The 20,592-nt window shown below is 65.2% G+C and carries 21 protein-coding genes and 1 other RNA gene; 12 read left to right on the top strand and 10 right to left on the bottom strand.

Annotation, left to right across the window (positions count from 1 at the left end; all coding sequences use genetic code 11):
* The first annotated feature begins 115 nt into the window (after window positions 1–115).
* The 8 genes from yihA to dapE all read left to right on the top strand — a co-directional run bounded on the left by yihA (window position 116) and on the right by dapE (window position 7,440).
* A complete protein-coding gene (gene yihA, locus HAP41_RS46690; RefSeq protein WP_166067424.1) occupies window positions 116–769 on the top strand; it encodes a ribosome biogenesis GTP-binding protein YihA/YsxC in 654 nt (217 codons plus the stop codon).
* Entirely contained in the window at window positions 766–1,134 is a 369-nt protein-coding gene (locus HAP41_RS46685) for a DUF423 domain-containing protein (RefSeq protein ID WP_414643357.1), read from the top strand. The genes yihA and HAP41_RS46685 overlap by 4 nt, the downstream gene beginning before the upstream one ends.
* Before the next feature lie 250 nt (window positions 1,135–1,384).
* Entirely contained in the window at window positions 1,385–2,272 is an 888-nt protein-coding gene (argB, locus tag HAP41_RS46680; protein WP_063979811.1) for an acetylglutamate kinase, read from the top strand.
* Between the two features lie 155 nt (window positions 2,273–2,427).
* The gene (locus tag HAP41_RS46675; RefSeq protein WP_166067458.1) at window positions 2,428–3,414 is read left to right on the top strand and encodes a DUF1036 domain-containing protein; all 987 of its coding nucleotides are present in this window, start codon (window positions 2,428–2,430) and stop codon (window positions 3,412–3,414) included.
* Window positions 3,415–3,620: 206 nt separating this feature from the next.
* Complete coding sequence (locus tag HAP41_RS46670; protein WP_166067474.1) at window positions 3,621–4,292, top strand: pyrimidine 5'-nucleotidase; 672 nt, start codon at window positions 3,621–3,623, stop codon at window positions 4,290–4,292.
* A 233-nt stretch (window positions 4,293–4,525) separates the two neighbouring features.
* Window positions 4,526–5,371: a 2,3,4,5-tetrahydropyridine-2,6-dicarboxylate N-succinyltransferase gene (dapD, locus tag HAP41_RS46665; RefSeq protein WP_166067497.1), complete on the top strand. Its 846-nt coding sequence runs from the start codon at window positions 4,526–4,528 to the stop codon at window positions 5,369–5,371.
* A 267-nt stretch (window positions 5,372–5,638) separates the two neighbouring features.
* Complete coding sequence (locus tag HAP41_RS46660) at window positions 5,639–6,277, top strand: DUF805 domain-containing protein (RefSeq protein ID WP_166067523.1); 639 nt, start codon at window positions 5,639–5,641, stop codon at window positions 6,275–6,277.
* Complete coding sequence (gene dapE, locus HAP41_RS46655; RefSeq protein ID WP_166067551.1) at window positions 6,274–7,440, top strand: succinyl-diaminopimelate desuccinylase; 1,167 nt, start codon at window positions 6,274–6,276, stop codon at window positions 7,438–7,440. The genes HAP41_RS46660 and dapE overlap by 4 nt, the downstream gene beginning before the upstream one ends.
* Window positions 7,441–7,581: 141 nt before the next feature.
* Here the strand turns inward: dapE and HAP41_RS46650 are convergent, their stop codons facing one another.
* The 4 genes from HAP41_RS46650 to def form a co-directional block, all read right to left on the bottom strand.
* Window positions 7,582–7,917, bottom strand: a complete 336-nt coding sequence (locus HAP41_RS46650; protein ID WP_166067595.1) for a GIY-YIG nuclease family protein — start codon at window positions 7,915–7,917, stop codon at window positions 7,582–7,584.
* Between the two features lie 23 nt (window positions 7,918–7,940).
* Complete coding sequence (gene truA, locus HAP41_RS46645; protein ID WP_166067626.1) at window positions 7,941–8,678, bottom strand: tRNA pseudouridine(38-40) synthase TruA; 738 nt, start codon at window positions 8,676–8,678, stop codon at window positions 7,941–7,943.
* Window positions 8,678–9,601, bottom strand: coding sequence for a methionyl-tRNA formyltransferase (gene fmt / locus HAP41_RS46640; RefSeq protein WP_166067629.1), 924 nt, complete (start codon window positions 9,599–9,601; stop codon window positions 8,678–8,680). The genes truA and fmt overlap by 1 nt, the downstream gene beginning before the upstream one ends.
* A 205-nt stretch (window positions 9,602–9,806) precedes the next feature.
* Window positions 9,807–10,331, bottom strand: coding sequence for a peptide deformylase (def, locus tag HAP41_RS46635; protein WP_063979819.1), 525 nt, complete (start codon window positions 10,329–10,331; stop codon window positions 9,807–9,809).
* Between the two features lie 170 nt (window positions 10,332–10,501).
* On the opposite strand from def, the gene HAP41_RS46630 reads away from it, so the two are divergent.
* Together HAP41_RS46630 and HAP41_RS46625 are read left to right on the top strand one after the other, a co-directional pair.
* Window positions 10,502–11,701, top strand: a complete 1,200-nt coding sequence (locus tag HAP41_RS46630; RefSeq protein WP_166067665.1) for a DNA recombination protein RmuC — start codon at window positions 10,502–10,504, stop codon at window positions 11,699–11,701.
* Between the two features lie 83 nt (window positions 11,702–11,784).
* A complete protein-coding gene (locus tag HAP41_RS46625) occupies window positions 11,785–13,149 on the top strand; it encodes an AmpG family muropeptide MFS transporter (protein ID WP_071909182.1) in 1,365 nt (454 codons plus the stop codon).
* Between the two features lie 142 nt (window positions 13,150–13,291).
* Here the strand turns inward: HAP41_RS46625 and HAP41_RS46620 are convergent, their stop codons facing one another.
* The 6 genes from HAP41_RS46620 to HAP41_RS46595 form a co-directional block, all read right to left on the bottom strand.
* Window positions 13,292–13,729, bottom strand: coding sequence for a hypothetical protein (locus HAP41_RS46620; protein ID WP_166067718.1), 438 nt, complete (start codon window positions 13,727–13,729; stop codon window positions 13,292–13,294).
* Between the two features lie 26 nt (window positions 13,730–13,755).
* On the bottom strand, window positions 13,756–14,358 hold the full coding sequence (gene recR / locus HAP41_RS46615; RefSeq protein ID WP_063979823.1) for a recombination mediator RecR: 603 nt from the start codon (window positions 14,356–14,358) through the stop codon (window positions 13,756–13,758).
* A gap of 1 nt (window position 14,359) precedes the next feature.
* Window positions 14,360–14,680, bottom strand: coding sequence for a YbaB/EbfC family nucleoid-associated protein (locus HAP41_RS46610; protein ID WP_028148995.1), 321 nt, complete (start codon window positions 14,678–14,680; stop codon window positions 14,360–14,362).
* A 123-nt stretch (window positions 14,681–14,803) separates the two neighbouring features.
* Window positions 14,804–16,642 (bottom strand): DNA polymerase III subunit gamma/tau, encoded by a 1,839-nt coding sequence (locus HAP41_RS46605; RefSeq protein ID WP_166067777.1) that lies wholly within the window; start codon window positions 16,640–16,642, stop codon window positions 14,804–14,806.
* Window positions 16,643–16,736: 94 nt separating this feature from the next.
* An RNA gene (gene ffs, locus HAP41_RS46600) (signal recognition particle sRNA small type) lies at window positions 16,737–16,833 on the bottom strand.
* Window positions 16,834–16,939: 106 nt separating this feature from the next.
* Window positions 16,940–17,941, bottom strand: a complete 1,002-nt coding sequence (locus HAP41_RS46595; RefSeq protein WP_166067782.1) for a GlxA family transcriptional regulator — start codon at window positions 17,939–17,941, stop codon at window positions 16,940–16,942.
* Between the two features lie 104 nt (window positions 17,942–18,045).
* Here HAP41_RS46595 and HAP41_RS46590 point away from each other — a divergent pair, with 104 nt between their 5' ends.
* Window positions 18,046–18,687, top strand: a complete 642-nt coding sequence (locus HAP41_RS46590; protein WP_166067796.1) for an HD domain-containing protein — start codon at window positions 18,046–18,048, stop codon at window positions 18,685–18,687.
* A gap of 115 nt (window positions 18,688–18,802) precedes the next feature.
* The gene (locus tag HAP41_RS46585; protein WP_166067838.1) at window positions 18,803–20,284 is read left to right on the top strand and encodes a catalase; all 1,482 of its coding nucleotides are present in this window, start codon (window positions 18,803–18,805) and stop codon (window positions 20,282–20,284) included.
* The last annotated feature ends 308 nt before the right edge of the window (window positions 20,285–20,592 follow it).

The raw sequence follows: 20,592 nt of genomic DNA, 5'->3' as shown, positions 1-20,592 counted from the left end.
CCTCCACATCGTCATGCCCGGGCTTGTCCCGGGCATCCACGTTTTGGAGGGTACCGTGTGGACAGACGTGGATGGCCGGGACAAGCCCGGCCATGACGAGAGGTGAGATCTTCGCATGACCGACGACAAAGATGCGAAGCTGATCGAGACCGGGCGAAAGCTGTTCACCCGCGACTGGCAGTTCATCTGGGCCTCGCCCTCGATTGCGACGCTGCCGCCGATGGATGGGCTGGAGATCGCCTTTGCCGGCCGCTCCAATGTCGGCAAGTCCAGCCTGATCAACGCGCTGACCGGCCGCAACGCGCTTGCGCGCACCTCGCACACGCCGGGCCGCACCCAGGAATTGATCTTCTTCGAGGTCCCCGGCAAGAAGGACCTGCGCCTCGTCGACATGCCCGGCTATGGCTACGCCAAGGCGCCGAAGACGCAAGTCGCGTCCTGGACCGAGCTGATCCACAAATTCCTGCTGGGGCGCGCCTCACTTGCACGCGTCTACGTGCTGATCGACGCGCGGCATGGCCTCAAGGACGTCGACCTCGAAATCCTGGGGACGCTCGACCGTTCCGCGGTGAGCTACCAGATCGTGCTGACCAAGGCCGACCAGGTGAAGGCGTCCGAGCTTCAATCCCGCATCACCGAGACCGAGGCCGCGCTGGCAAAACACCCGGCGGCGTTTCCGAACGTGCTCGCGACCTCGTCGCGGAGCTCGACCGGCATGGCCGAACTGCGCGCCGCGATGGCGAAGCTGCTGGAAGAGCGAACCTCGTGACGCCTGCATTCCGCCTGCTGATTGGGCTTGCCGGTTTGATGGGCGCCGCCGGCGTCGCGCTGGCCGCCGCCTCCGCCCACGGCGCCGACGCCAGCCGGCTCGCCTCCGCCAGCGCGATGCTGCTGTTTCACGCAACTGCCATACTCGCAGGCGTCGCCCTGCTCGCGCGCGGCCTTCTGCACAGCGGAATTGGCCTCGTCGCGGCGTTCGGCTTCGTGATCGGCGCCGCGCTGTTCGCGGGCGATCTGACCTTGCGGCAATATGCGGGGCACTCGCTGTTTCCGTTCGCGGCGCCGACCGGTGGAACGGTGATGATCTTGAGCTGGCTGGCGGTGACGCTCGCGGCGGTGGCGGCGAGGAAGTGATGCTCCGTCTTACCCTCCCTTGGAGGGGGAGGGTCGGCTCATATTGAGCGTAGCGAAATGTGAGCCGGGGTGGGGCGATCTCTCCACTCGGGCACTGCTCATCGCGGAGAGACCGTCACCCCACCCCGCTCGCGCTGCGCGCGATCGACCCTCCCCCTCCAGCGGAGGGTAAGAGGCAACACCCACTTTGCGCCGCGCCCGCCAATCGGATAGAACGCGCACCGACAGTCCCGCCAGCGAGATCCGCCTCATGACCGACATCTCCCCGCTCGACCAGGCCCGCATCCTGTCCGAAGCGCTGCCGCACATGCAGCAGTATGACGAGGAAACCATCGTCATCAAATATGGCGGCCATGCCATGGGCGACGAGGAGACCGCGAAGAACTTTGCCCGCGACATCGTGCTGCTCGAGCAGACCGCGATCAACCCGGTGGTGGTGCATGGCGGCGGGCCGCAGATCGCGACCATGCTCAAGCGCCTCGGCATCCAGTCGGAGTTCGCAGCAGGCCTGCGCATCACCGATGCCGCGACCATCGAGATCGTCGAGATGGTGCTGGCCGGCTCCGTCAACAAGCAGATCGTCGGCTACATCAACGAAGCCGGCGGCAAGGCCGTGGGCCTGTCGGGCAAGGACGCCAACATGGTGAAGGCGTCGAAGACGACGCGCACCATCGTCGATCCGGGCTCGAACATCGAGAAGGCGATCGATCTCGGCTTCGTCGGCGACCCCGAGAAGGTCGACCTCACGCTGCTCAACCAGCTGATCGGCTATGAGCTGATCCCGGTGCTGGCGCCGCTCGCGACCTCCAAGGACGGCCAGACGCTCAACGTCAACGCCGACACCTTTGCCGGTGCGGTCGCCGGCGCGCTGAAGGCGAAGCGCCTGCTGCTGCTCACCGACGTGCCGGGCGTGCTCGACAAGTCGAAGAAGCTGATCCCGCAGCTTTCGGTGAAGGACGCGCGAAAACTGATCGCCGACGGCACCATTTCCGGCGGCATGATTCCGAAGGTCGAGACCTGCATCTACGCGCTCGAACAGGGCGTGGAGGGCGTCGTCATCATCGACGGCAAGATGCAGCACGCGGTGCTGCTCGAGCTCTTCACCAACACCGGCACGGGAACGCTGATCCATAAGTGATGATGAGCGGGCCAAAGCAAGCCGTCATGGCCGGGCTTGTCCCGGCCATCCACGACCTTTCGTCTCGCGCCAAGAACGTGGATGCCCGGCACAAGGCCGGGCATGACGAGTTGAGGGCTCGGCGACATCGTCGCTCAACCCTGACCCGCTTCCTGATGACACTGCCCGCCGCGGCCGTCTCGTTCGTCTTCTCCTCTGCGCCCGCCCTGGCCGACCTGAAGATCTGTAACCGCATGTCCTATGTCGTCGAGGCCGCGATCGGCATCGACGACAAGGCGGCGACCGCGACGCGCGGCTGGTTCAGGATCGATCCCGCCACCTGCCGCGTCGTGGTGCAGGGTACGCTCTCCGCCGACCGCATCCTGCTCAACGCCCGCGCGCTCGGCGTCTACGGCGCCTCGCCGATCCCGCAGAACGGCAGCGACATGCTGTGCGTGGCGCAGGACAATTTCGTCATCGCGGCTGCGCGGCAATGCCGCAGCGGCCAGACCCAGGCCGCGTTCACCCAGATCACGCCGACGCAAGCCGCGGACGGCAATTTCACGGCCAATCTTGCCGAGGATTCCGAATATGACGACGAGCAGGCGCGCCTCGCCGGCATCCAGCGGCTGCTGGTGATCGCGGGCTACGACGCAGCGCCGATCGACGGCGTCGACGGGCCGAAGACGCAAGCTGCACTTGCCGCCTTCCTGAAGAGCCGCGGACTGGCCGCGGACATCATGTCGTCGCCGAACTTCTTCAAGACCATGGTCGATGCGGTGCAGACGCCTTCTGCAACCGGCCTGACCTGGTGCAACGACACGCCGCACAAGGTGATGGCGGCGGTCGCCACCGACGATGGCAAGTCCGTGACCAGCCGCGGCTGGTACCGCATCGATCCCAAGACGTGCCTGCACCCCGATGTGACCGGGCAGCCGAAGCAGATTTTCAGCTTCGCGGAAGCCATCGATGCCGACAACCGCGTCATCAAGCTGAAGGACAAGCCGCTGAGCTGGGGCGGCGACAAACAGCTGTGCACGCGCGAGACCAAGTTCGAGACCAACGAGCAGGCCGATTGCGGCGCGCGCGGATTCGCGGCGACGGGTTTTGGCGTGGTGGACATGTCGAGCGGCGGCAAGACGCTGCGCTTTGCGATGCCGTGATGGGTCAGACCGCGCCACAAACTCCGCTGTCGTCCCCGCGAACGCGGGGACCCATAACCACAGGCCGCAGTTGTTGGGCACGATGTAACTACGATCCCGCAAACGATTCCTCCCTGTGGTTATGGGTCCCGGATCTGCGCTTACGCTTGTCCGGGACGACAGCGGAGAGTGGGGCGGCGCTTGCACCCAACCGATAGAGATTTGATATGACCTCCCCCCGCACCTTTGCCCACGTCGACACCTGGGTGTTCGACCTCGACAACACGCTCTACCCGCATCACGTCAATCTGTGGCAGCAGGTCGACGCGCGGATCGGGGAGTTCGTCTGCAACTGGCTGAACGTCGGCCCGGAGGAAGCGCGCAGGATCCAGAAGGATTATTATCAGCGCTTCGGCACCACCATGCGCGGCATGATGACCCTGCACGGCGTGCACGCCGACGACTACCTCGCCTACGTCCACAAGATCGACCACTCGCCGCTGGAGCCGAACCCGGCGCTCGGCGAAGCCATCGCGAAACTGTCGGGGCGCAAGCTGATCCTGACCAACGGCTCGGTCGACCATGTCGATGCCGTGCTGGCGCGACTCGGCCTGGCAACGCATTTCGACGGCGTGTTCGAGCCGAAGCCGTCGCCGCAGACCTATCAAAAATTCCTCGCCGACCATGCGGTCGATCCGACCAGAGCCGCGATGTTCGAGGACCTCGCCCGCAACCTCACCGTCCCGCACGCGCTCGGCATGACCACCGTGCTGGTGGTGCCTGACGGCACCAAGGAAGTGGTGCGGGAGGACTGGGAACTGGAGGGCCGGGACGCGCCCCATGTCGACCACGTCACGGATGATCTGGCGGGTTTTTTGGCGGGACTGTTGCCCAAATAGCCGCCGTCGTCCCGGGGCGCGAAGCAAGCCCGGGACCCATAACCACAGGGAGTGGTTGTGGCGCGAGATCGATAACTCCGAATCCTCGCCAAATGACTGCCCGTGGCTATGGGTCCCGGGCTCGCGCTTCGCGCGCCCCGGGACGACGGCGGAGTATGCCTTGACTCCTCCCCGCCAAATCCCGAAAAAGCGCCCCAATCCGTCAAAATTCTCATTTCCCAGAGGAAATCCCGATGTCCCTGTCCGCCCTCGAATCCACCATCAACAGCGCCTTCGACGCGCGTGACGGCATCTCGACCTCGACCAAGGGCGAGGTGCGCGAGGCCGTGGACCAGGCGCTGGAGATCCTGGACAAGGGCGAGGCGCGGGTCGCCGAGCGCGGAGCCGACGGCAAGTGGAAGGTCAACCAATGGCTGAAGAAGGCCGTGCTGCTGTCCTTCCGCCTCAACGACATGGGCGTCATTCCCGGCGGTTCCGGCAAGGCGACCTGGTGGGACAAGGTGCCCTCGAAGTTCGAGGGCTGGGGCGAGAACCGTTTTCGCGATGCCGGTTTTCGCGCGGTGCCGGGTTCGGTCGTCCGCCGCTCGGCCTTCATCGCCAAGAACGTCGTGCTGATGCCCTCCTTCGTCAATCTCGGCGCCTATGTCGATGAGAGCACCATGGTCGACACCTGGGCCACCGTCGGCTCCTGCGCGCAGATCGGCAAGCGCGTGCACATTTCCGGCGGCGCCGGCATCGGCGGCGTGCTCGAGCCGCTGCAGGCCGAGCCCGTGATCATCGAGGACGACTGCTTCATCGGCGCGCGCAGCGAGGTCGCCGAAGGCGTGATCGTGCGCAAGGGCGCGGTGCTGGCGATGGGCGTGTTTTTGGGCGCCTCGACCAAGATCGTCGATCGCGAGACCGGCGAGATCTTCATTGGCGAAGTGCCGGAATATTCGGTCGTCGTGCCCGGCGCCCTGCCCGGCAAGCCGATGAAGAACGGCCACATCGGCCCGAGCACGGCCTGCGCCGTGATCGTCAAGCGCGTCGACGAGCGCACGCGCTCGAAGACCAGCATCAACGAGCTGCTGCGGGATTGATCGGCGCCACCAGCGCCATTCCCTTACCGTCACCCTGAGGTGGCCGCCCCTTCGGCGGCCCTCGAAGGGCGACGGCCTGCTGCCGCCACATCCCGGCCGCCCATCCTTCGAGGCTCCCGGCGCGATGCTTTGCATCGCGCCACTCGCACCTCCAGCGACAGCGGCTTCGCCGCTGCGCGGGGATGACGGGTTTGCTACCGTATCGAACCCTCCTTCTCCCCATCGCGACCAATCACCGGACGGCCTCCGCTGCCCGGAACCTTCGCCATGGACTGGACCTGGTACCTCTTTCGCTTCGACGGCCGCATCAACCGCGCTTTGCTGTGGCAGGCGCTGCTGATCGTCGCGGTGCTGGCAGCCTTGCTGGGAATCATTGGTCAGGTGATCCACCTCATCAACGCCGAGGGGGCGTTGAGGCTATCCCTGAAACTCGATTTCGACTTCGGCCTCGACGACCTCTTCAAGCTGGTCGATCCCCGGGCCTATCGCTCGCTGGCGCCCGTTGATCGCACCAACCTGATCCTGAAGGCGTTCGGCTTGTCGCTGTTCCTCTGGATCTATCTCGCGACTGCGATCAAGCGGCTACATGATCGCGACAGGAGTGGCTGGTGGCTCGTTCCGTTGTTCTTCCTGCCCGGCCTGTACAGCCAATTCTCGGACCTGCTGCCGAACTCCACCTGGATGCTTCCGTTCTGGCTGGTCGCGTCCATCCTATGGCTGTGGGGATTTGTCGAGATGTTCATCGTATCAGGCAGCGTCGGCGATAACCGGTTCGGTCCTGATCCATTGGCCAAGACCGAGGACGGCCCGTCCCCTGCAAAAAGCTGGGACCAGCAAAGCGAGCTCGAATTGGTGCCGCCCAGCGCTAGCCCACCCGGCGGCATGCATGTTAAGCGGGGCGCATGACCGATGCTCTCTCGATTGCCCGCGATCTCATCCGCTGCCCCTCGGTAACCCCGGCCGATGCCGGTGCGCTGGGCGTGCTTGAGAAAGCCCTCAACGCTGCCGGCTTCACTTGTCACCGTGTGACCTTCTCCGAACCCGGCACCGCCGACGTCGACAATCTCTATGCGCGGATCGGCACTGAAGGCCCGCACATCACCTTCGCCGGCCACACCGACGTGGTGCCACCCGGCGACGAGAACGCCTGGAGCGTCGGCGCGTTCTCGGGCGAGGTGAAGGACGGCTTTCTGCACGGCCGCGGCGCGGTCGACATGAAGGGCGGCATCGCCTGCTCGGTCGCAGCCGTGCTCGAGCATCTCGCCGCGAATGGCGGCACGCCGCGCGCCGATGGAAAGGGCTCGATCTCGTTCCTGATCACCGGCGACGAGGAAGACGTCTCCATCAACGGCACCATCAAGCTGTTGAAATGGGCCGCGGAGCGCGGCGAAAAGTTCGACCATTGCGTGCTCGGCGAACCCTCCAACGTCGAGACGCTCGGCGACACCATCAAGGTCGGCCGCCGCGGCTCGCAGTCCGGCACGCTCTATGTCGACGGCGTGCAGGGCCATGTCGCCTATCCGCACCGCGCGTCCAATCCGGTGCCTGATATCTCGCGGCTGATCGTGGCGATCAGTGACGACCCCCTCGACCATGGCAGCGCGCAATTCCAGGCCTCCAATCTCGAATTCACCTCGGTGGACGTCGGCAACAAGGCCAACAACGTCATCCCCGGCGAAGCCCGCGCAAAATTCAACATCCGCTACAATGACAACCACACCCAGGCATCCTTGCGCGAGCTGGTCGAGACGCGCCTGACGAAAGCCTGCGGCAACCGCATCAAGGCTCGCATCGTCTGGGAGCCCTCGAACTCGAACGTGTTCGTGACCAAGCCCGGCCCGTTCACCGACCTCGCGGTCTCCGCGATCGAAGAGGTGACGGGGCGCAAGCCCGAGCTGTCGACCTCAGGCGGCACCTCGGACGCGCGCTTCATCTCGAGCTACTGTCCGGTGATCGAGTTCGGCCTGGTCGGCCAGACCATGCACCAGGTCGACGAGCGCGTGCCGGTGGTGGATTTGGAGAGATTGACGCAGGTGTATCGTGGGATACTGACAAGGTATTTTGGGTAGGGCGCTAATCGCCGCCCAACCCACCGCCGTCATGCCCGGGCTTGTCCCGGGCATCCACGTTCTTCGGCGCTCCTGACAAGAAAGATCGTGGATGGCCGGGACGAGCCCGGCCATGACGATGTGGCGAGAGCTCGGCACGACTTATTGAACAATCGTCTCGTACAGATCCTTCCATTGGGGATTATCCCTGAGGATCAACCTCACCTTCCACGTCCGCGACCAATGCTTGATGTTGTGCTCGCGCTGGATAGCGGTTTGGATATCCTCATAGCGCTCGAAATAGACCAGCAGCTTGACGCCGTACTTCTTGGTGAAGCCGGGAACGAGTCCGTTTCGATGCTCATAGATGCGGCGAATAATGTCGCTCGTCACACCGACATACAAAATGCCGTTTGGCGCGCTCGCCAGGATGTAGACCCATCCACCATGCATGGTTGCATGTTGGCGCACGTGGATGGCCGGGACAAGCCCGGCCATGACGTCTGTGGCGGCAGCGGGCGCTAATAATCCACCTTCATCAGATACAGCCCGTCAGGCGGCGCGACGATGCCGCACGCTGCGCGGTTGCGGGCTGCGAGCGCGGCGGTGAGATCGTCCGCGGTCCAGCGGCCCTCGCCGACCCAGACCAGCGATCCCACCATCGAGCGCACCTGGCTGTGCAGGAACGAGCGTGCCGAGGTGAGAATCGTGATCTCGCGGCCGTCGCGCAGCACGTCGAGCTGGTCGAGCGTTTTCTCCGGTGACTTGGCCTGGCACTCGGTGTCGCGAAACGTCGTGAAGTCGTGCTTGCCAAGCAGACGTTGTGCCGCCGCATGCATCGCATCGGCATCGAGCCGGCGCGGCACGCGCCAGGCGTGACCGATGTCAAGCGCGAGATTGGCGCGGGTGTTGACGACGCGGTAGCGGTAGTGCCGCTTCACGGCCGAGAAGCGTGCCTCGAAGGTGTCAGGGACGATCTCGGCCTCTAACACCGCCACCGGATGCGGGCGCAGATGCGCGTTCAGCCCGTCACGAAAACGGCCCGGCGGAAACTGCTTGTCGATGTCGACATGCGCGACCTGGCCGCGCGCATGCACGCCGGCATCGGTGCGGCCCGCACCGTGCACGCGCAGATCCGCGCCGGTCATCGCCTTCACCGCCGCCTCTAACGCGCCCTGCACGGAAGGCAGCGTGTCCTGCACCTGCCAGCCGAAGAACGGCGCGCCGTCATATTCGATGGTGAGCTTGTAGCGGGGCATCAGGCCAGCCGCATCGGCGGCTTCACAGGCACGCCGCGCAGGAAGTCCGTGGCCTGCATCCGCGCCTTGCCTTCGCGCTGGAGCTCGAGGATGCGGATCGCGCCCTCGCCGCAGGCAATCGTGAGCTGGTCGTCGAGCACCTCGCCGGGTGCACCGGAGCCCTTCGCCAACTCGCAGCGCAGGATTTTTACGCGCGCATTCTCAAGCTCGGCCCAGGCGCCGGGAAACGGCGACAGGCCGTGGATGTGGCGCAGCACGGGGCGCGCAGGCCTGGTCCAGTCGATCCGGGCTTCGGCCTTGTCGATCTTGGCGGCGTAGGTGACGCCATCCTCGCTCTGCTTCTTGAGCTGGAGCCCGCCGCGGGCGAGCGCGGCCATCGCGCGCACCATCAGATCGGCACCGAGCCGGGAGAGGCGGTCATGCAGATCGACCGCGGTCATGTTGTCGGGAATCGCGATGCGCTCGGCCATGGCGACGTCACCGGTGTCGAGACCGACATCCATCTTCATCACCATGACGCCGCTCTCGGCATCGCCTTCCATGATCGCGCGGTTGATCGGCGCGGCGCCGCGCCAGCGGGGCAGCAGCGAAGCGTGCAGATTGTAACAGCCGAGCTTCGGCGCATCGAGGATCGCCTGCGGCAGGATCATGCCATAGGCGACGACGACGGCGGCATCGGCGTCAAAGGCGAGAAACTCGTCGAGCGCTTCGGGCGTCTTCAACGACTTCGGCGTCAGCACGGGCACGCCGAGCTTTCGCGCGGCTTCCTCGACCGGGGTCGGCTGCAGTTGAAGGCCGCGCCGCCCGCCGGGCTTGGGCGCGCGGGTATAGACCGCCGCGATCTCGTGGCCGTGCGAGACCAGCTCGAGGAGCGTCGGCACGGAGAAATCGGGCGTGCCCATGAAGATCAGGCGGAGGGGCATGACAAGGACTCGGTATGTTCCCTCCCCCCTTGCGGGGGAGGGCTAGGGAGAGGGGTGCCACACGACGCGCTCTCTCGGTATGAGCGCGGACCAGTTCTTCGCCCCGGTTAGACTTCCGCCTGGGCTACCCCTCTCCCCCGCCCTCCCCCGCAAGGGGGGAGGGAGCGCATGGGAGTTCGCGGCAGCACCGGTGCTTACAAATGACTTACTCCGCGCGCTTGGCGGCTTTCTCGAACTTCTTGATCACGCGGTCGCGCTTGAGTTTTGACAGATAGTCGACGAACAGCACGCCGTTGAGATGGTCGATCTCGTGCTGGATGCAGGTGGCGTAGAGGCCTTCGGCGTCCTCCTCGTGCACCTTGCCGTCGAGGTCGGTGAAGCGCACGCGCACCTTCGCAGGCCTTTCGACCTCCTCGTAATATTCGGGGATCGAGAGGCAGCCTTCCTCGTAGACCGACAGATCCTCGGAGGAGGCGATAATTTCAGGGTTGATGAAGACACGCGGCTCCGGCTTTGTCTCGCCGTCCGGGTCAGGCTTGGCGAGGTCCATGGTGATCAGCCGCAAGGGCTGCGCGATCTGGATCGCCGCGAGCCCGATGCCGGGCGCGTCGTACATGGTCTCGAACATGTCGTCGGCAAGCTTGCGGATCTCCGTCGTGACCTTCTCGATCGGCTTGGAGACCAGACGCAGCTGCTTGTCGGGCAGGATGATGATTTCTCTGAGGGCCATGGCCGCGATTTAAGCCGCATGCCGGATGCGGTCAATGCGGCGAGGAACTCCGTTAACCCTCCGCTAACCATAGAACTTCAGGTTTCGTTAACCATAAAAATTAGGGGCTATTAACCATAAGCGTTCGCTATTCGTTCGCGGAGGGTGTCGAATCGGCTACAAGGGCCGCCATGAACGAGATCATTTTCCTGGCTGGCGACTGGCCGGTCCGCACGATCGATGCGCTGATCGGCTTCGGCGCCCTCGTCGTCATCCTGCTGGTGGTGATCGCGGTCGTGATCGCGCGATCCGGGCGGCGGGGCGCGGAACTCGCCATGGCCAATGCCATCCGCGCCGACGAGCTCGAGGAGCGCCTCAGCCAGGTGCTGCACGCCCAGAGCGAAGCTGCCGGCCGAGCCGACGCCATAACCCAGGCGCTGGCCGGCCGCCAGGCCGACATGGCGCGCGCGGTCAACGAGCGGCTGGATTCGGTGACCCATCGGGTCGGCCAGTCCATGGAACACTCGACCCGCAACACGATGGAGAGCCTGCGCGCCCTGCACGAGCGGCTCGGCATCATCGACAACGCGCACAAGAACCTCACCGACCTCACCACGCAGGTGACAACCCTGCGCGACGTGCTCGCCAACAAGCAGTCGCGCGGCGCCTTCGGCCAGGCAAGGATGGAGGCGATCGTCCAGGACGGCTTGCCGAAGGGCGCCTACGAGTTCCAGTTCACGCTCTCGACGGGAAAGCGGCCGGATTGCGTGGTGTTCCTGCCCGACCAGCGGCCGCTCTGCATCGACGCAAAGTTTCCGCTGGAGGCGATGACCGCGCTGCACGATGCGCGCACCGACGAGGAGAAGCGCATCGCCACGCAGCGGCTGCGCGGCGACGTGATGAAGCATGTCAGCGACATCGCCGATAAATATCTCGTCGCCGGCGAGACCCAGGAGATGGCGCTGATGTTCGTACCGTCGGAATCGGTCTACGCCGAGATCCACGACGGTTTCGACGACGTGATCCAGAAGGCCTATCGCGCCCGTGTCGTGCTGGTGTCGCCTTCGCTGCTGATGCTCGCGATCCAGGTGATGCAGCAAATCATGAAGGACGCGCGCATGCGCGACGCCGCCGACCAGATCCGCACCGAGGTGATCAAGCTCGGCGACGATTTGGGCCGCCTGCGCGACCGCGTGCTGAAATTGCAGAAGCATTTTGCCGACGCCAACGAGGACGTGCGGCAGGTGCTGATCTCCGCCGACAAGATCGAGAAGCGCGCCGGGCGAATCGAGGAGCTCGATTTCAGCAAGACCGATGCGCCGGAGGGGCCGCATCTGGTGGCAACCGGAGCCGCGGAGCTGTTCCCGAGGAAGCTCCAGGCGGGGGAGTGAGTTTTGAGGCACACTGTCGTCGCCCGGCTTGACCGGGCGACGACGCCTCACTTGTGGCAGCCAGAATCTGCTAACACCTCCCCATGACCGCACCCGACGCGACCTCCCCTGCCAGCCCCGACACGGCCCCCACGTCCTGGCGCGATGGCCTGGCCGTGTACCTGCAACCGCGGGTGCTGATCGTGCTGTTCCTCGGCTTCTCGTCCGGGCTGCCGCTGGCGCTGTCGGGCTCGACGCTGCTGGTGTGGATGCGCGAGGCCGGGGTCGACCTCAAGACCATCGGGCTGTTTGCGCTGGTCGGCACGCCCTACACGCTGAAATTCCTGTGGGCGCCGCTGGTGGATGCGCTGCATGTGCCGCTGTTCACGCGCGCATTCGGGCGGCGGCGCGGCTGGCTGCTGTTCTCGCAATTGCTGCTGATCATCGCGATCCTGCTGCTGGCACTCACCGATCCCGCGCGCTCGCCGTTCTACGTCGCGCTCGGCGCGCTGCTGGTCGCGACGACGTCCTCGACGCAGGACATCGTGGTCGACGCCTTCCGCGTCGAGAGCCTGCCGGAGAGCGAGCAGGCCGCCGGAATGGCTTCCTATGTCGCGGCCTATCGCATCGGCATGCTGGTCTCGACCGCGGGCGCGCTGTTCATCGTGTCCGGCTTCGAGGGTACCGGCATTCCGCGCGCGTCGGCCTGGATGTGGGGCTACGTGGTGATGGCGGCGATGGTGCTGATCGGCACGATCACCGCGCTGGCCGCGACCGAGCCCGAGCAATCGGTGCGGGCGGAAGCTGCGACACAAACCGAGACGGCGTTCGCGCGCGTGCTGCACGCGGCGATCGGGGCCTTCTCGGAATTCCTGTCGCGCAAGGACGCGCTCGCCGCGCTCGCCTTCGTCGTGCTGTTCAAGTTCACCGATGCCTTCTCCGGCACGATGACCGCGCCGTTCGTGATCGACCTCGGATTTTCCCGCAACGATTATGCGGCGATCGTGAAGGGCGTCGGCCTCGCGGCAACGCTGATCGGCGGCTTTGCCGGCGGCTTCCTCGCGCGGCGCTATTCGCTGGCGACCAGCCTGTGGATCGGCGGCGTGGTGCAAGCGCTCGCCAATCTCTCCTTCTCCTGGCTGGCCTTCGTCGGCACCAGCCAATGGGCGCTGGCCTTTGCCATCACCTGCGAGAACTTTACCAGCGCCATCGGCACCGTGATCTTCGTCGCCTATCTCTCCGCGCTGTGCCAGAATCCGCTGCACACGGCGACGCAATACGCGCTGCTCACCGCGCTCGCCGCAGTCGGGCGCACATATCTGTCAGCGAGTGCGGGCTTCGTGGCGGACACGACCGGCTGGCCACTGTTCTTCGTGATCTGCGTGCTGGTGGCGATCCCGAGCCTTGTGCTGCTGGCCTGGCTGCAGAAGCGCGGGCATTTCGAGACGCTGGGGCCGGTAAGGGTGTAAACTCGGCACGCGCTACGCCCGCGATGCCGTAGGGTGGGCAAAGCGAAGCGCGCCCACCACCTGAATCGTCGCCGGGAGAATGGTGGGCACGGCGCTTTGCGCCTTTGCCCACCCTACGGTAGCTCGGCTGGAGCCGCGCCCCCTACTGCTTCTTGATCAAGCTCCACTTCGTGATCACAGCTTCGCTCATCTGGCCTGGATCGCTGGCGCAGGCGACTTCGTCGACCTTGACCGAGATCGCCTTGCCGACGAACGATTTCAGCTGCGTGGCCTGCGCGTCGCTCGAAGTGACGAGCTGGAACGTCTCTGGACCGGTCTCGAGATTGCACAGCCCGTTCGGCGCCGGCAGTCGACGCGGCTCGGAGGTGATCTGGTACATCGCAATCCGCTTGCCGGCGTTCTTGATGTCGCGCACCTTCATTGCGTTCAACTCGCCCGAGAGCACCTCGCCGGCACTGATTGGCTTGCCGGGCTTCGGCGGCGGCGGCGCGCCGTCGTCCTGCTCCGCGGAGATGGCCGGGGTCGCCAGCATTATCATCGTCGCGACCAAAGCCGATCGTGTGGCGAAAAGTTTCGTCATGTCGTCCGTTCCGTAAGTCTGGATGGCTAGAACAAGGTCCGCTGCCGCATCGCGGCCGATAGCGTACCTTCGTCGAGATAATCAAGCTCGCCACCGACCGGCACACCATGGGCCAGCCGGGTTACTTTTACGTTGGCATCCTGAAGCAGGTCGGTGATGTAGTGCGCCGTGGTCTGGCCGTCGACCGTCGCGTTCAGCGCCAGGATGATCTCGTGCACCTCGGCAGCATGCGCGCGCGCCACCAGCGCGTCGATGGTGAGGTCCTGCGGCCCGACACCGTCGAGCGGCGACAATGTCGCGCCGAGCACATGATAGCGCCCCTGGGTCGCATTGGCCCGTTCCAGCGCCCAGAGATCGGCGACATCGGCGACGACGACGATGATTGCATCATCGCGTTTCGGATCGGTACAGACCGTGCAGGGATTTTGCGTGTCGATGTTGCCGCAGGTCTTGCAGACCTGGACCTTGTCGAGCGCGACCTGCAGGGCCGAGGACAGCGGCATCATCAGCGCTTCGCGCTTCTTGATCAAATGCAGCGCCGCGCGCCGCGCGGAGCGCGGGCCCAAGCCCGGCAGCCGTGCGAGGAGCTGGACCAGCCGCTCGATTTCGGGACCTGCAACCGAACCCATCTTATTGGCCGAACATACCCGGCGGCAGGCTGAGCCCGCCCGTGAGCGCCTGCATCTTCTCCTGCACGGCCGTCTCGGCCTTGCGGCGGGCATCGCCGAGGGCGGTGACGAGCAGGTCCTCGAGCACCTCGCGCTCTTCCGGCTTCATCAGCGAGGGATCGATCTTGATGCCCTTCACGTCCATCTTCGCGGTCATGCGCACGGCGACGAGACCGCCGCCGGAAATGCCTTCGACCTCGACGTTGGAGAGCTGATCCTGCATCTCCTGCATCTTGGATTGCAGCTGCTGCGCCTGCTTCATCATGCCGAAAATATCGACCATCGGTGCTGTCCTTGGTTGGCGCGATGACTCGTCATCGCGCCTTAACTCTTGGTTTGAGCATGATCTAATCGGAAAACCGCTTCACACTTTGCGCTACGCGGCCCTTCGGGTCCGGATCATGCTCTAGAGATCGTCGCCGTCGGAACCATCGGGCGGATCGTCACTGCCATAGTCCGCATTCATATTGGTTTCCGGCGCCTCGGGGGCAAGCCTGCGGACCTCGACGACCTTCGCACCGGGAAAACGCGACAGCACCTCCTGCACGCGCGGATCGGCTTCGGCGGAGCGCGCATGTTCCTGCTTCGCCGCCTGGTTCAGCGAACGCAGCGTCGGCTGGCCCTGCTCGTTGGAGACGATCACGGTCCAGCGCCGGCCGGTCCAGAGCTCGAATTTTCGCGCGAGCTCTGAGATCATGGTCTTGGAGGCGTTCGGCTCGAGCGCGACTTCCAGCCGGCCCTCCTCGAAACGGACGAGGCGCATGTCGCCTTCGAGCGCGGCCTTGGTCATGAGATCGCGCTTCTGCCCGGCGACCGCGACGAGCTGGGTGAAGCTCGTGATGCGCAGCTGGGGCGCGGCCCCTTGCGGATCCGGCGCGGGCGCCGCCATCTGCGGCCGGGCGGCGCCGCCACCGAACCCGGACGGTGACGAAGTCGGTGCGCGCATGGGTGCAGCCGAGGCAACCGGCGCCGCGGAGGCCACCGGCGCACCTGGCGCGCCGCTGCGCGCGGCACTTCCGCCGCCCACGACCGGCGAGCCGCCGCCGTTCTGCTCCAGCATCTTGATCGCTTCGTCCGGCGTCGGCAGGTCGGCGACATAGGCGATGCGCACCAGCACCATCTCGGCAGCCGCTGCGGGGCGCGTCGCGGCCTGCACCTCGGTGATGCCCTTGAGCAGCATCTGCCACATCCGCGACAGCACGCGCATCGAGATCTTCGAGGCGAACTCCCGCGCGCGCACGCGCTCGGTCTCGCCATAGGCGACGTTGTCGGCGGTCGCCGGCACGATCTTCACGCGGGTGACGAAATTGACGAACTCGGCGAGGTCCGACAGCACGACGATCGGATCGGCGCCGACGTCGTACTGGTCGCGGAACTCCTTGAAAGCGGCAGCGATGTCGCCGCGCGCCAGCGAATCGAACAGGTCGATGACGCGGGTGCGGTCGGCGAGTCCCAGCATCTGCCTGACCGCATCCGCCTTCACGGTGCCTGCCGCGTGCGCGATCGCCTGGTCGAGCAGCGACAGAGAGTCGCGCACCGAGCCTTCCGCGGCACGCGCGATGATGCCGAGCGCCTCCGGCTCGATCTCGACGTTTTCCTTGGTCGCGATATTGGCGAGGTGCTTCATCAGCACGTCGGCCTCGACCCGGCGCAGGTCAAAACGCTGGCAGCGCGACAGCACCGTGACCGGAACCTTGCGGATCTCGGTGGTCGCGAACACGAATTTGGCGTGCTCCGGCGGTTCCTCCAGCGTCTTCAGGAAGGCGTTGAACGCCGCCGTCGACAGCATGTGGACTTCGTCGATGATGTAGACCTTGTAGCGGGCGCTGGCCGGCGCGTAGCGCACGCTGTCATTGATCTGGCGGACGTCGTCGACGCCGGTGTGCGAGGCCGCGTCCATCTCCAGCACGTCCATGTGCCGGCTTTCCATGATCGCCTGGCAATGCACGCCCAGGGTCGGCATGTGGATGGTCGGGCCCTTCACCGATCCGTCCGGCATCTCGTAGTTGAGCGCACGGGCCAGAATACGCGCAGTGGTGGTCTTGCCGACGCCGCGGACGCCGGTGAGGATCCAGGCCTGCGGAATGCGCCCGGTCTCGAACGCGTTCGAGACGGTGCGGACCACGGCCTCCTGGCCGATCAGGTCGTCGAAGCTGGAGGGCCGGTACTTGCGCGCCAGCACCCGGTAGGGCGTGCTGGCCTGGCCGGCGCTGTCGGGGTTGGGAGGGGCGCCAGCGTCGGTCATCGGTCGATCCGCAATGGAATGTCTTTCGCCCGGCTTTTGCGGAAAGGAGCGCGCTGGCGGGAAGCCCGCCGGCGCAATTCGCTCGGAAAAACAGGTAGGAGACTGACGAGCGACCCGATCCGGACCTCGTTAGGGCTGCTTCCTTCCGGACCTGACCCGGTTGGCGAGTGGCTCGTCCACCGCCAATCTCCCGGTCCCTATTTGGGGCCAAAAGGTCGGGAAAGCAAGCGGGTATCCGTGGGTCCCGCACACCTCGCTGGACGGCCCCCGCCGGCCCATTTGGACGCGGAAGCCGGCTCAGTGTTGGCGAGCTGGAACCTCCGTGATTCGCGCAAACCGCTTGCGATACTCGGCGGGCGTCACGCCGACGTGACGATTGAACGCGCGACGCAGCGTATCGGCGTCGGCGAATCCACAATGGAGCGCCACCTGCTTCGGGGCTTCATTGCCAAACTCGAGCAGCCGCCTCGCCGCATTGACGCGGGCTTCCTCGACCCAGGTCGCAGGCGTGACCCCGACCTCGGCGCGGAACAGCCGTGCAAAGTGCCTCGGGCTGAGCTCCATGCGCGTCGCGAGGCTCGCAACGCTGTGGTCGAGCCCGGGATTGGCGGCGACCCAGCGCTGCAGCTCCTGCAGCGCGGCGCGGCCGGCGGGAACAGCCTCGCCCTTGCGGGTGAACTGCATCTGCCCACCCGCGCGCTTGAAGAACATCACGAGCTGGCTTGCGACCTTCATGGCCGTATCGCGCCCGAGATCTTCCTCGACCAGGGCCAGTGCCAGATCGAGCCCTGCGGTCACGCCGGCGGCCGTGCGGAGCTTTCCGTCGGTGACGTAGATGGCATCCTTGTCCACGGTGACCGACGGGAATTTGCTGGCCAGCATGTCTGCGACCGCCCAATGCGTCGTGACCCGCCTGCCATCAAGCAGACCGGCGGCGGCAAGGAAGAAGGCCCCGCTGCACACCGAGCCGAATCTGCGGGTCCGCGAAGCCCGCCGGCGCAGCCAGTCGATCACGCTCCCGTCCGCCGGGACTTCGGCCGCGTTCGGGCATCCCGCCACCAGCAAGGTGTCGATCGGCTCCTGGAAGTCGCGGTCGACGATTCGGTCGGGCATCAGCTGGACGCCTGAGGAACTGCGGATCGGCCCTGGCTCCGCGCCCGCCACGAACAAGGCATAGGCGGGATAGCCGGCCTGCACGTTCGCCTCGGCGAACACATCGAGCGGCCCTGCGACATCGAGCAGCTGCACCCCTGGCAGCGCCACGATCACAACCGTCCTTGGTTTCGGCTTTGCGCCCATGTCCTCCTCGATCCGGATTTGTCCGCTTTTGACGTATTACGTCGATTTAAGACAACCTAGCCCGGATTTACAGTGAACGCGATCCAAAATTTCAGGAGCTGCTCATGTCAGAAATCACCGAGGCCGCCGTCATTCCCGACAGCAAGCTGGCGCGTGCCATTACCGAATACATCCGCGACACCGAAACGGACCTGCTCTTCAACCATTCCAGCCGCGTCTACCAGTTCGGTGCGATGGCCGGCGTCCGCCGTGGGCTGACATTCGACCGCGAGCTGCTTTACGCCGGCGCCATGTTTCACGACATCGGCCTGATGCCGGGCCATGGCAGCCGGCACGAGCGGTTCGAGGTCGATGGCGCGCATGCCGCACGCGATTTCCTGCGCAGCCACGGCATTTCGGAAGCCGACGCCTACACGGTGTGGACTGCGATCGCCCTGCACACCACACCGGGCGTTCCCCAGCACATGCACCCCGTCGTCGCGCTGGTGACCGCGGGCGTCGAGATGGACGTGCTCGGGCTCACCTACAGCGAATATTCCGACGCGGAGCGCGAGACGGTCGTGAAAGCGTTTCCGCGCACTGCGCATTTCAAGGAAGACATCATCCAGGCCTTCTACGACGGCATCAAGCATCGGCCTGACACGACGTTCGGCAACGTCAAGGCCGACGTCATCGCCGACAAGGAGCCGCATTTCCATCGCGGCAATTTCTGCAGCGTCATCCGCAACTCGCATTGGCACGGTTGACCGGCGTTCGCGCAAGGACAGTGCGATCTCGAAATCGACTGCTGTGGACCCATGCGAGCCTGAGATTTCGCACGCGGGCAGCAATAGCCAATGACCCCATATTCAGGAGCATCCCATGGCCGATGAGCCGAAACGCTTGACCCATGCGACGGGCGCGCCCGTCAGCGATAACCTCAACATCATGACCGCGGGCCGCCGCGGGCCCGCGCTGCTGCAAGACGTCTGGCTGATCGAGAAGCTAGCACATTTCGATCGCGAAGTGATCCCGGAGCGACGGATGCATGCCAAGGGTTCCGGCGCCTTCGGCACCTTCACCGTGACCAATGACATCACCCGATACACCAAAGCGAAGATCTTCTCGGAAGTCGGCAAGCAAACGCCGATGTTCGCGCGCTTCTCGACGGTGGCCGGCGAGCGCGGCGCAGCCGACGCCGAACGCGACATCCGCGGCTTTGCGCTGAAGTTCTACACCGAGGAAGGTAATTGGGACATGGTGGGCAACAACACGCCCGTGTTCTTCTTCCGCGATCCCTTGCGCTTTCCCGACCTCAATCATGCGATCAAGCGCGATCCCCGGACCGGAATGCGCAGCGCCGACAACAATTGGGATTTTTGGACGTTGTTGCCGGAGGCTCTGCACCAGGTCACCATCGTGATGAGCGGGCGCGGCCTTCCCAGAAGCTTCAGGCACATGCATGGCTTCGGCAGCCATACCTACAGCTTCATCAATGCCGCCAATGAGCGGACCTGGGTGAAGTTTCACTTCCGGACGCAGCAAGGCATCGAAAACCTGACCGACGCCGAGGCCGAAGCCCTCATCGGCAAGGACCGCGAGACGCACCAGCGCGACCTGTTCGAGAGCATCGAACACGGCGATTTCCCGCGCTGGACGATGTTCGTGCAGATCATGACCGACGATCAGGCCAAGGCGTTCGCCTTCAACCCGTTCGACCTGACCAAGGTCTGGCCGAAGGCGGACTTTCCGCTGATCGAGGTCGGCTATTTCGAGCTGAACCGCAATCCGGAAAACGTCTTCGCCGAAGTCGAACAGGCCTCCTTCTCGCCGGCCCATGTCGTTCCGGGCATCGGCTTCTCGCCCGACAAGATGCTGCAGGCGAGGCTGTTCTCCTACGGAGACGCGGCGCGCTATCGCCTCGGCGTCAACCATCATCTGATCCCGGTCAACGCGCCGAAATGCCCGTATCACAGCTACCATCGCGATGGCGCAATGCGGACCGACGGCAATCAAGGGAGGACGCCGACCTATTTCCCGAACAGCCACGGCGAATGGACGGACCAGCCCGATCTCAACGAGCCGCCGCTCGAGATCGATGGTGCAGCCGCACATTGGGATCACCGCATCGACGACGATCACTATCGGCAGCCCGGCGACCTCTTTCGCAAGATGAACGCAGCCCAGCGGCAAGCCTTGTTCGACAACACGGCGCGTGCTGTCGGCGCCGCTGCCATCCCGATCCAGGAACGGCACATCGCCAACTGCGCCAAGGCCGATCCCGCCTATGGCGCGGGCGTGCGCGACGCGCTGACGCGCCTCGCGACCGTTCGTGCCAAGGCTACGGAAAAGGCCGCAGAATAGGGTCGGTCGATCCGCGCCGACCTCTCGCCGTCTTCGGCGAACGGCGCCAACAGGGCGCCGTTCGCATTTTTAAAGCGAACCGCCGAAACCTCTCAATTTTCTCGCGAAAATAGCTCGAGCCGACGCCCTCGCCGGACCTTCCCTCGCGCATCCCCGTGCACGCCTGTCGCGAAGTGCAGATGCGGACGTTCGCCTCGGAAAGCGTCATGGCCGATGGGCTCCCTGCCCATCTTCGAGGCCCCGCACATCCCTGAGGCAATCGAGTCTTGACAGGGCCCGCCCGGCAGCGCCTTTCTATGAAATCCTGC

Source organism: Bradyrhizobium barranii subsp. apii (assembly GCF_011516635.5).
GTDB lineage: Bacteria > Pseudomonadota > Alphaproteobacteria > Rhizobiales > Xanthobacteraceae > Bradyrhizobium > Bradyrhizobium barranii.
This window is presented reverse-complemented; position numbering and strand designations above follow the sequence as displayed.

Bases quoted from the DNA above. Each gene is read 5' to 3' on its own strand.
- yihA (WP_166067424.1), top strand. From the start codon at position 116: ATGACCGACGACAAAGATGCGAAGCTGATCGAGACCGGGCGAAAGCTG.
- argB (WP_063979811.1), top strand. From the start codon at position 1,385: ATGACCGACATCTCCCCGCTCGACCAGGCCCGCATCCTGTCCGAAGCG.
- HAP41_RS46675 (WP_166067458.1), top strand. From the start codon at position 2,428: ATGACACTGCCCGCCGCGGCCGTCTCGTTCGTCTTCTCCTCTGCGCCC.
- HAP41_RS46670 (WP_166067474.1), top strand. From the start codon at position 3,621: ATGACCTCCCCCCGCACCTTTGCCCACGTCGACACCTGGGTGTTCGAC.
- dapD (WP_166067497.1), top strand. From the start codon at position 4,526: ATGTCCCTGTCCGCCCTCGAATCCACCATCAACAGCGCCTTCGACGCG.
- HAP41_RS46660 (WP_166067523.1), top strand. From the start codon at position 5,639: ATGGACTGGACCTGGTACCTCTTTCGCTTCGACGGCCGCATCAACCGC.
- dapE (WP_166067551.1), top strand. From the start codon at position 6,274: ATGACCGATGCTCTCTCGATTGCCCGCGATCTCATCCGCTGCCCCTCG.
- HAP41_RS46650 (WP_166067595.1), bottom strand. From the start codon at position 7,917: ATGGCCGGGCTTGTCCCGGCCATCCACGTGCGCCAACATGCAACCATG.
- truA (WP_166067626.1), bottom strand. From the start codon at position 8,678: ATGCCCCGCTACAAGCTCACCATCGAATATGACGGCGCGCCGTTCTTC.
- fmt (WP_166067629.1), bottom strand. From the start codon at position 9,601: ATGCCCCTCCGCCTGATCTTCATGGGCACGCCCGATTTCTCCGTGCCG.
- def (WP_063979819.1), bottom strand. From the start codon at position 10,331: ATGGCCCTCAGAGAAATCATCATCCTGCCCGACAAGCAGCTGCGTCTG.
- HAP41_RS46630 (WP_166067665.1), top strand. From the start codon at position 10,502: ATGAACGAGATCATTTTCCTGGCTGGCGACTGGCCGGTCCGCACGATC.
- HAP41_RS46625 (WP_071909182.1), top strand. From the start codon at position 11,785: ATGACCGCACCCGACGCGACCTCCCCTGCCAGCCCCGACACGGCCCCC.
- HAP41_RS46620 (WP_166067718.1), bottom strand. From the start codon at position 13,729: ATGACGAAACTTTTCGCCACACGATCGGCTTTGGTCGCGACGATGATA.
- recR (WP_063979823.1), bottom strand. From the start codon at position 14,358: ATGGGTTCGGTTGCAGGTCCCGAAATCGAGCGGCTGGTCCAGCTCCTC.
- HAP41_RS46610 (WP_028148995.1), bottom strand. From the start codon at position 14,680: ATGGTCGATATTTTCGGCATGATGAAGCAGGCGCAGCAGCTGCAATCC.
- HAP41_RS46605 (WP_166067777.1), bottom strand. From the start codon at position 16,642: ATGACCGACGCTGGCGCCCCTCCCAACCCCGACAGCGCCGGCCAGGCC.
- HAP41_RS46595 (WP_166067782.1), bottom strand. From the start codon at position 17,941: ATGGGCGCAAAGCCGAAACCAAGGACGGTTGTGATCGTGGCGCTGCCA.
- HAP41_RS46590 (WP_166067796.1), top strand. From the start codon at position 18,046: ATGTCAGAAATCACCGAGGCCGCCGTCATTCCCGACAGCAAGCTGGCG.
- HAP41_RS46585 (WP_166067838.1), top strand. From the start codon at position 18,803: ATGGCCGATGAGCCGAAACGCTTGACCCATGCGACGGGCGCGCCCGTC.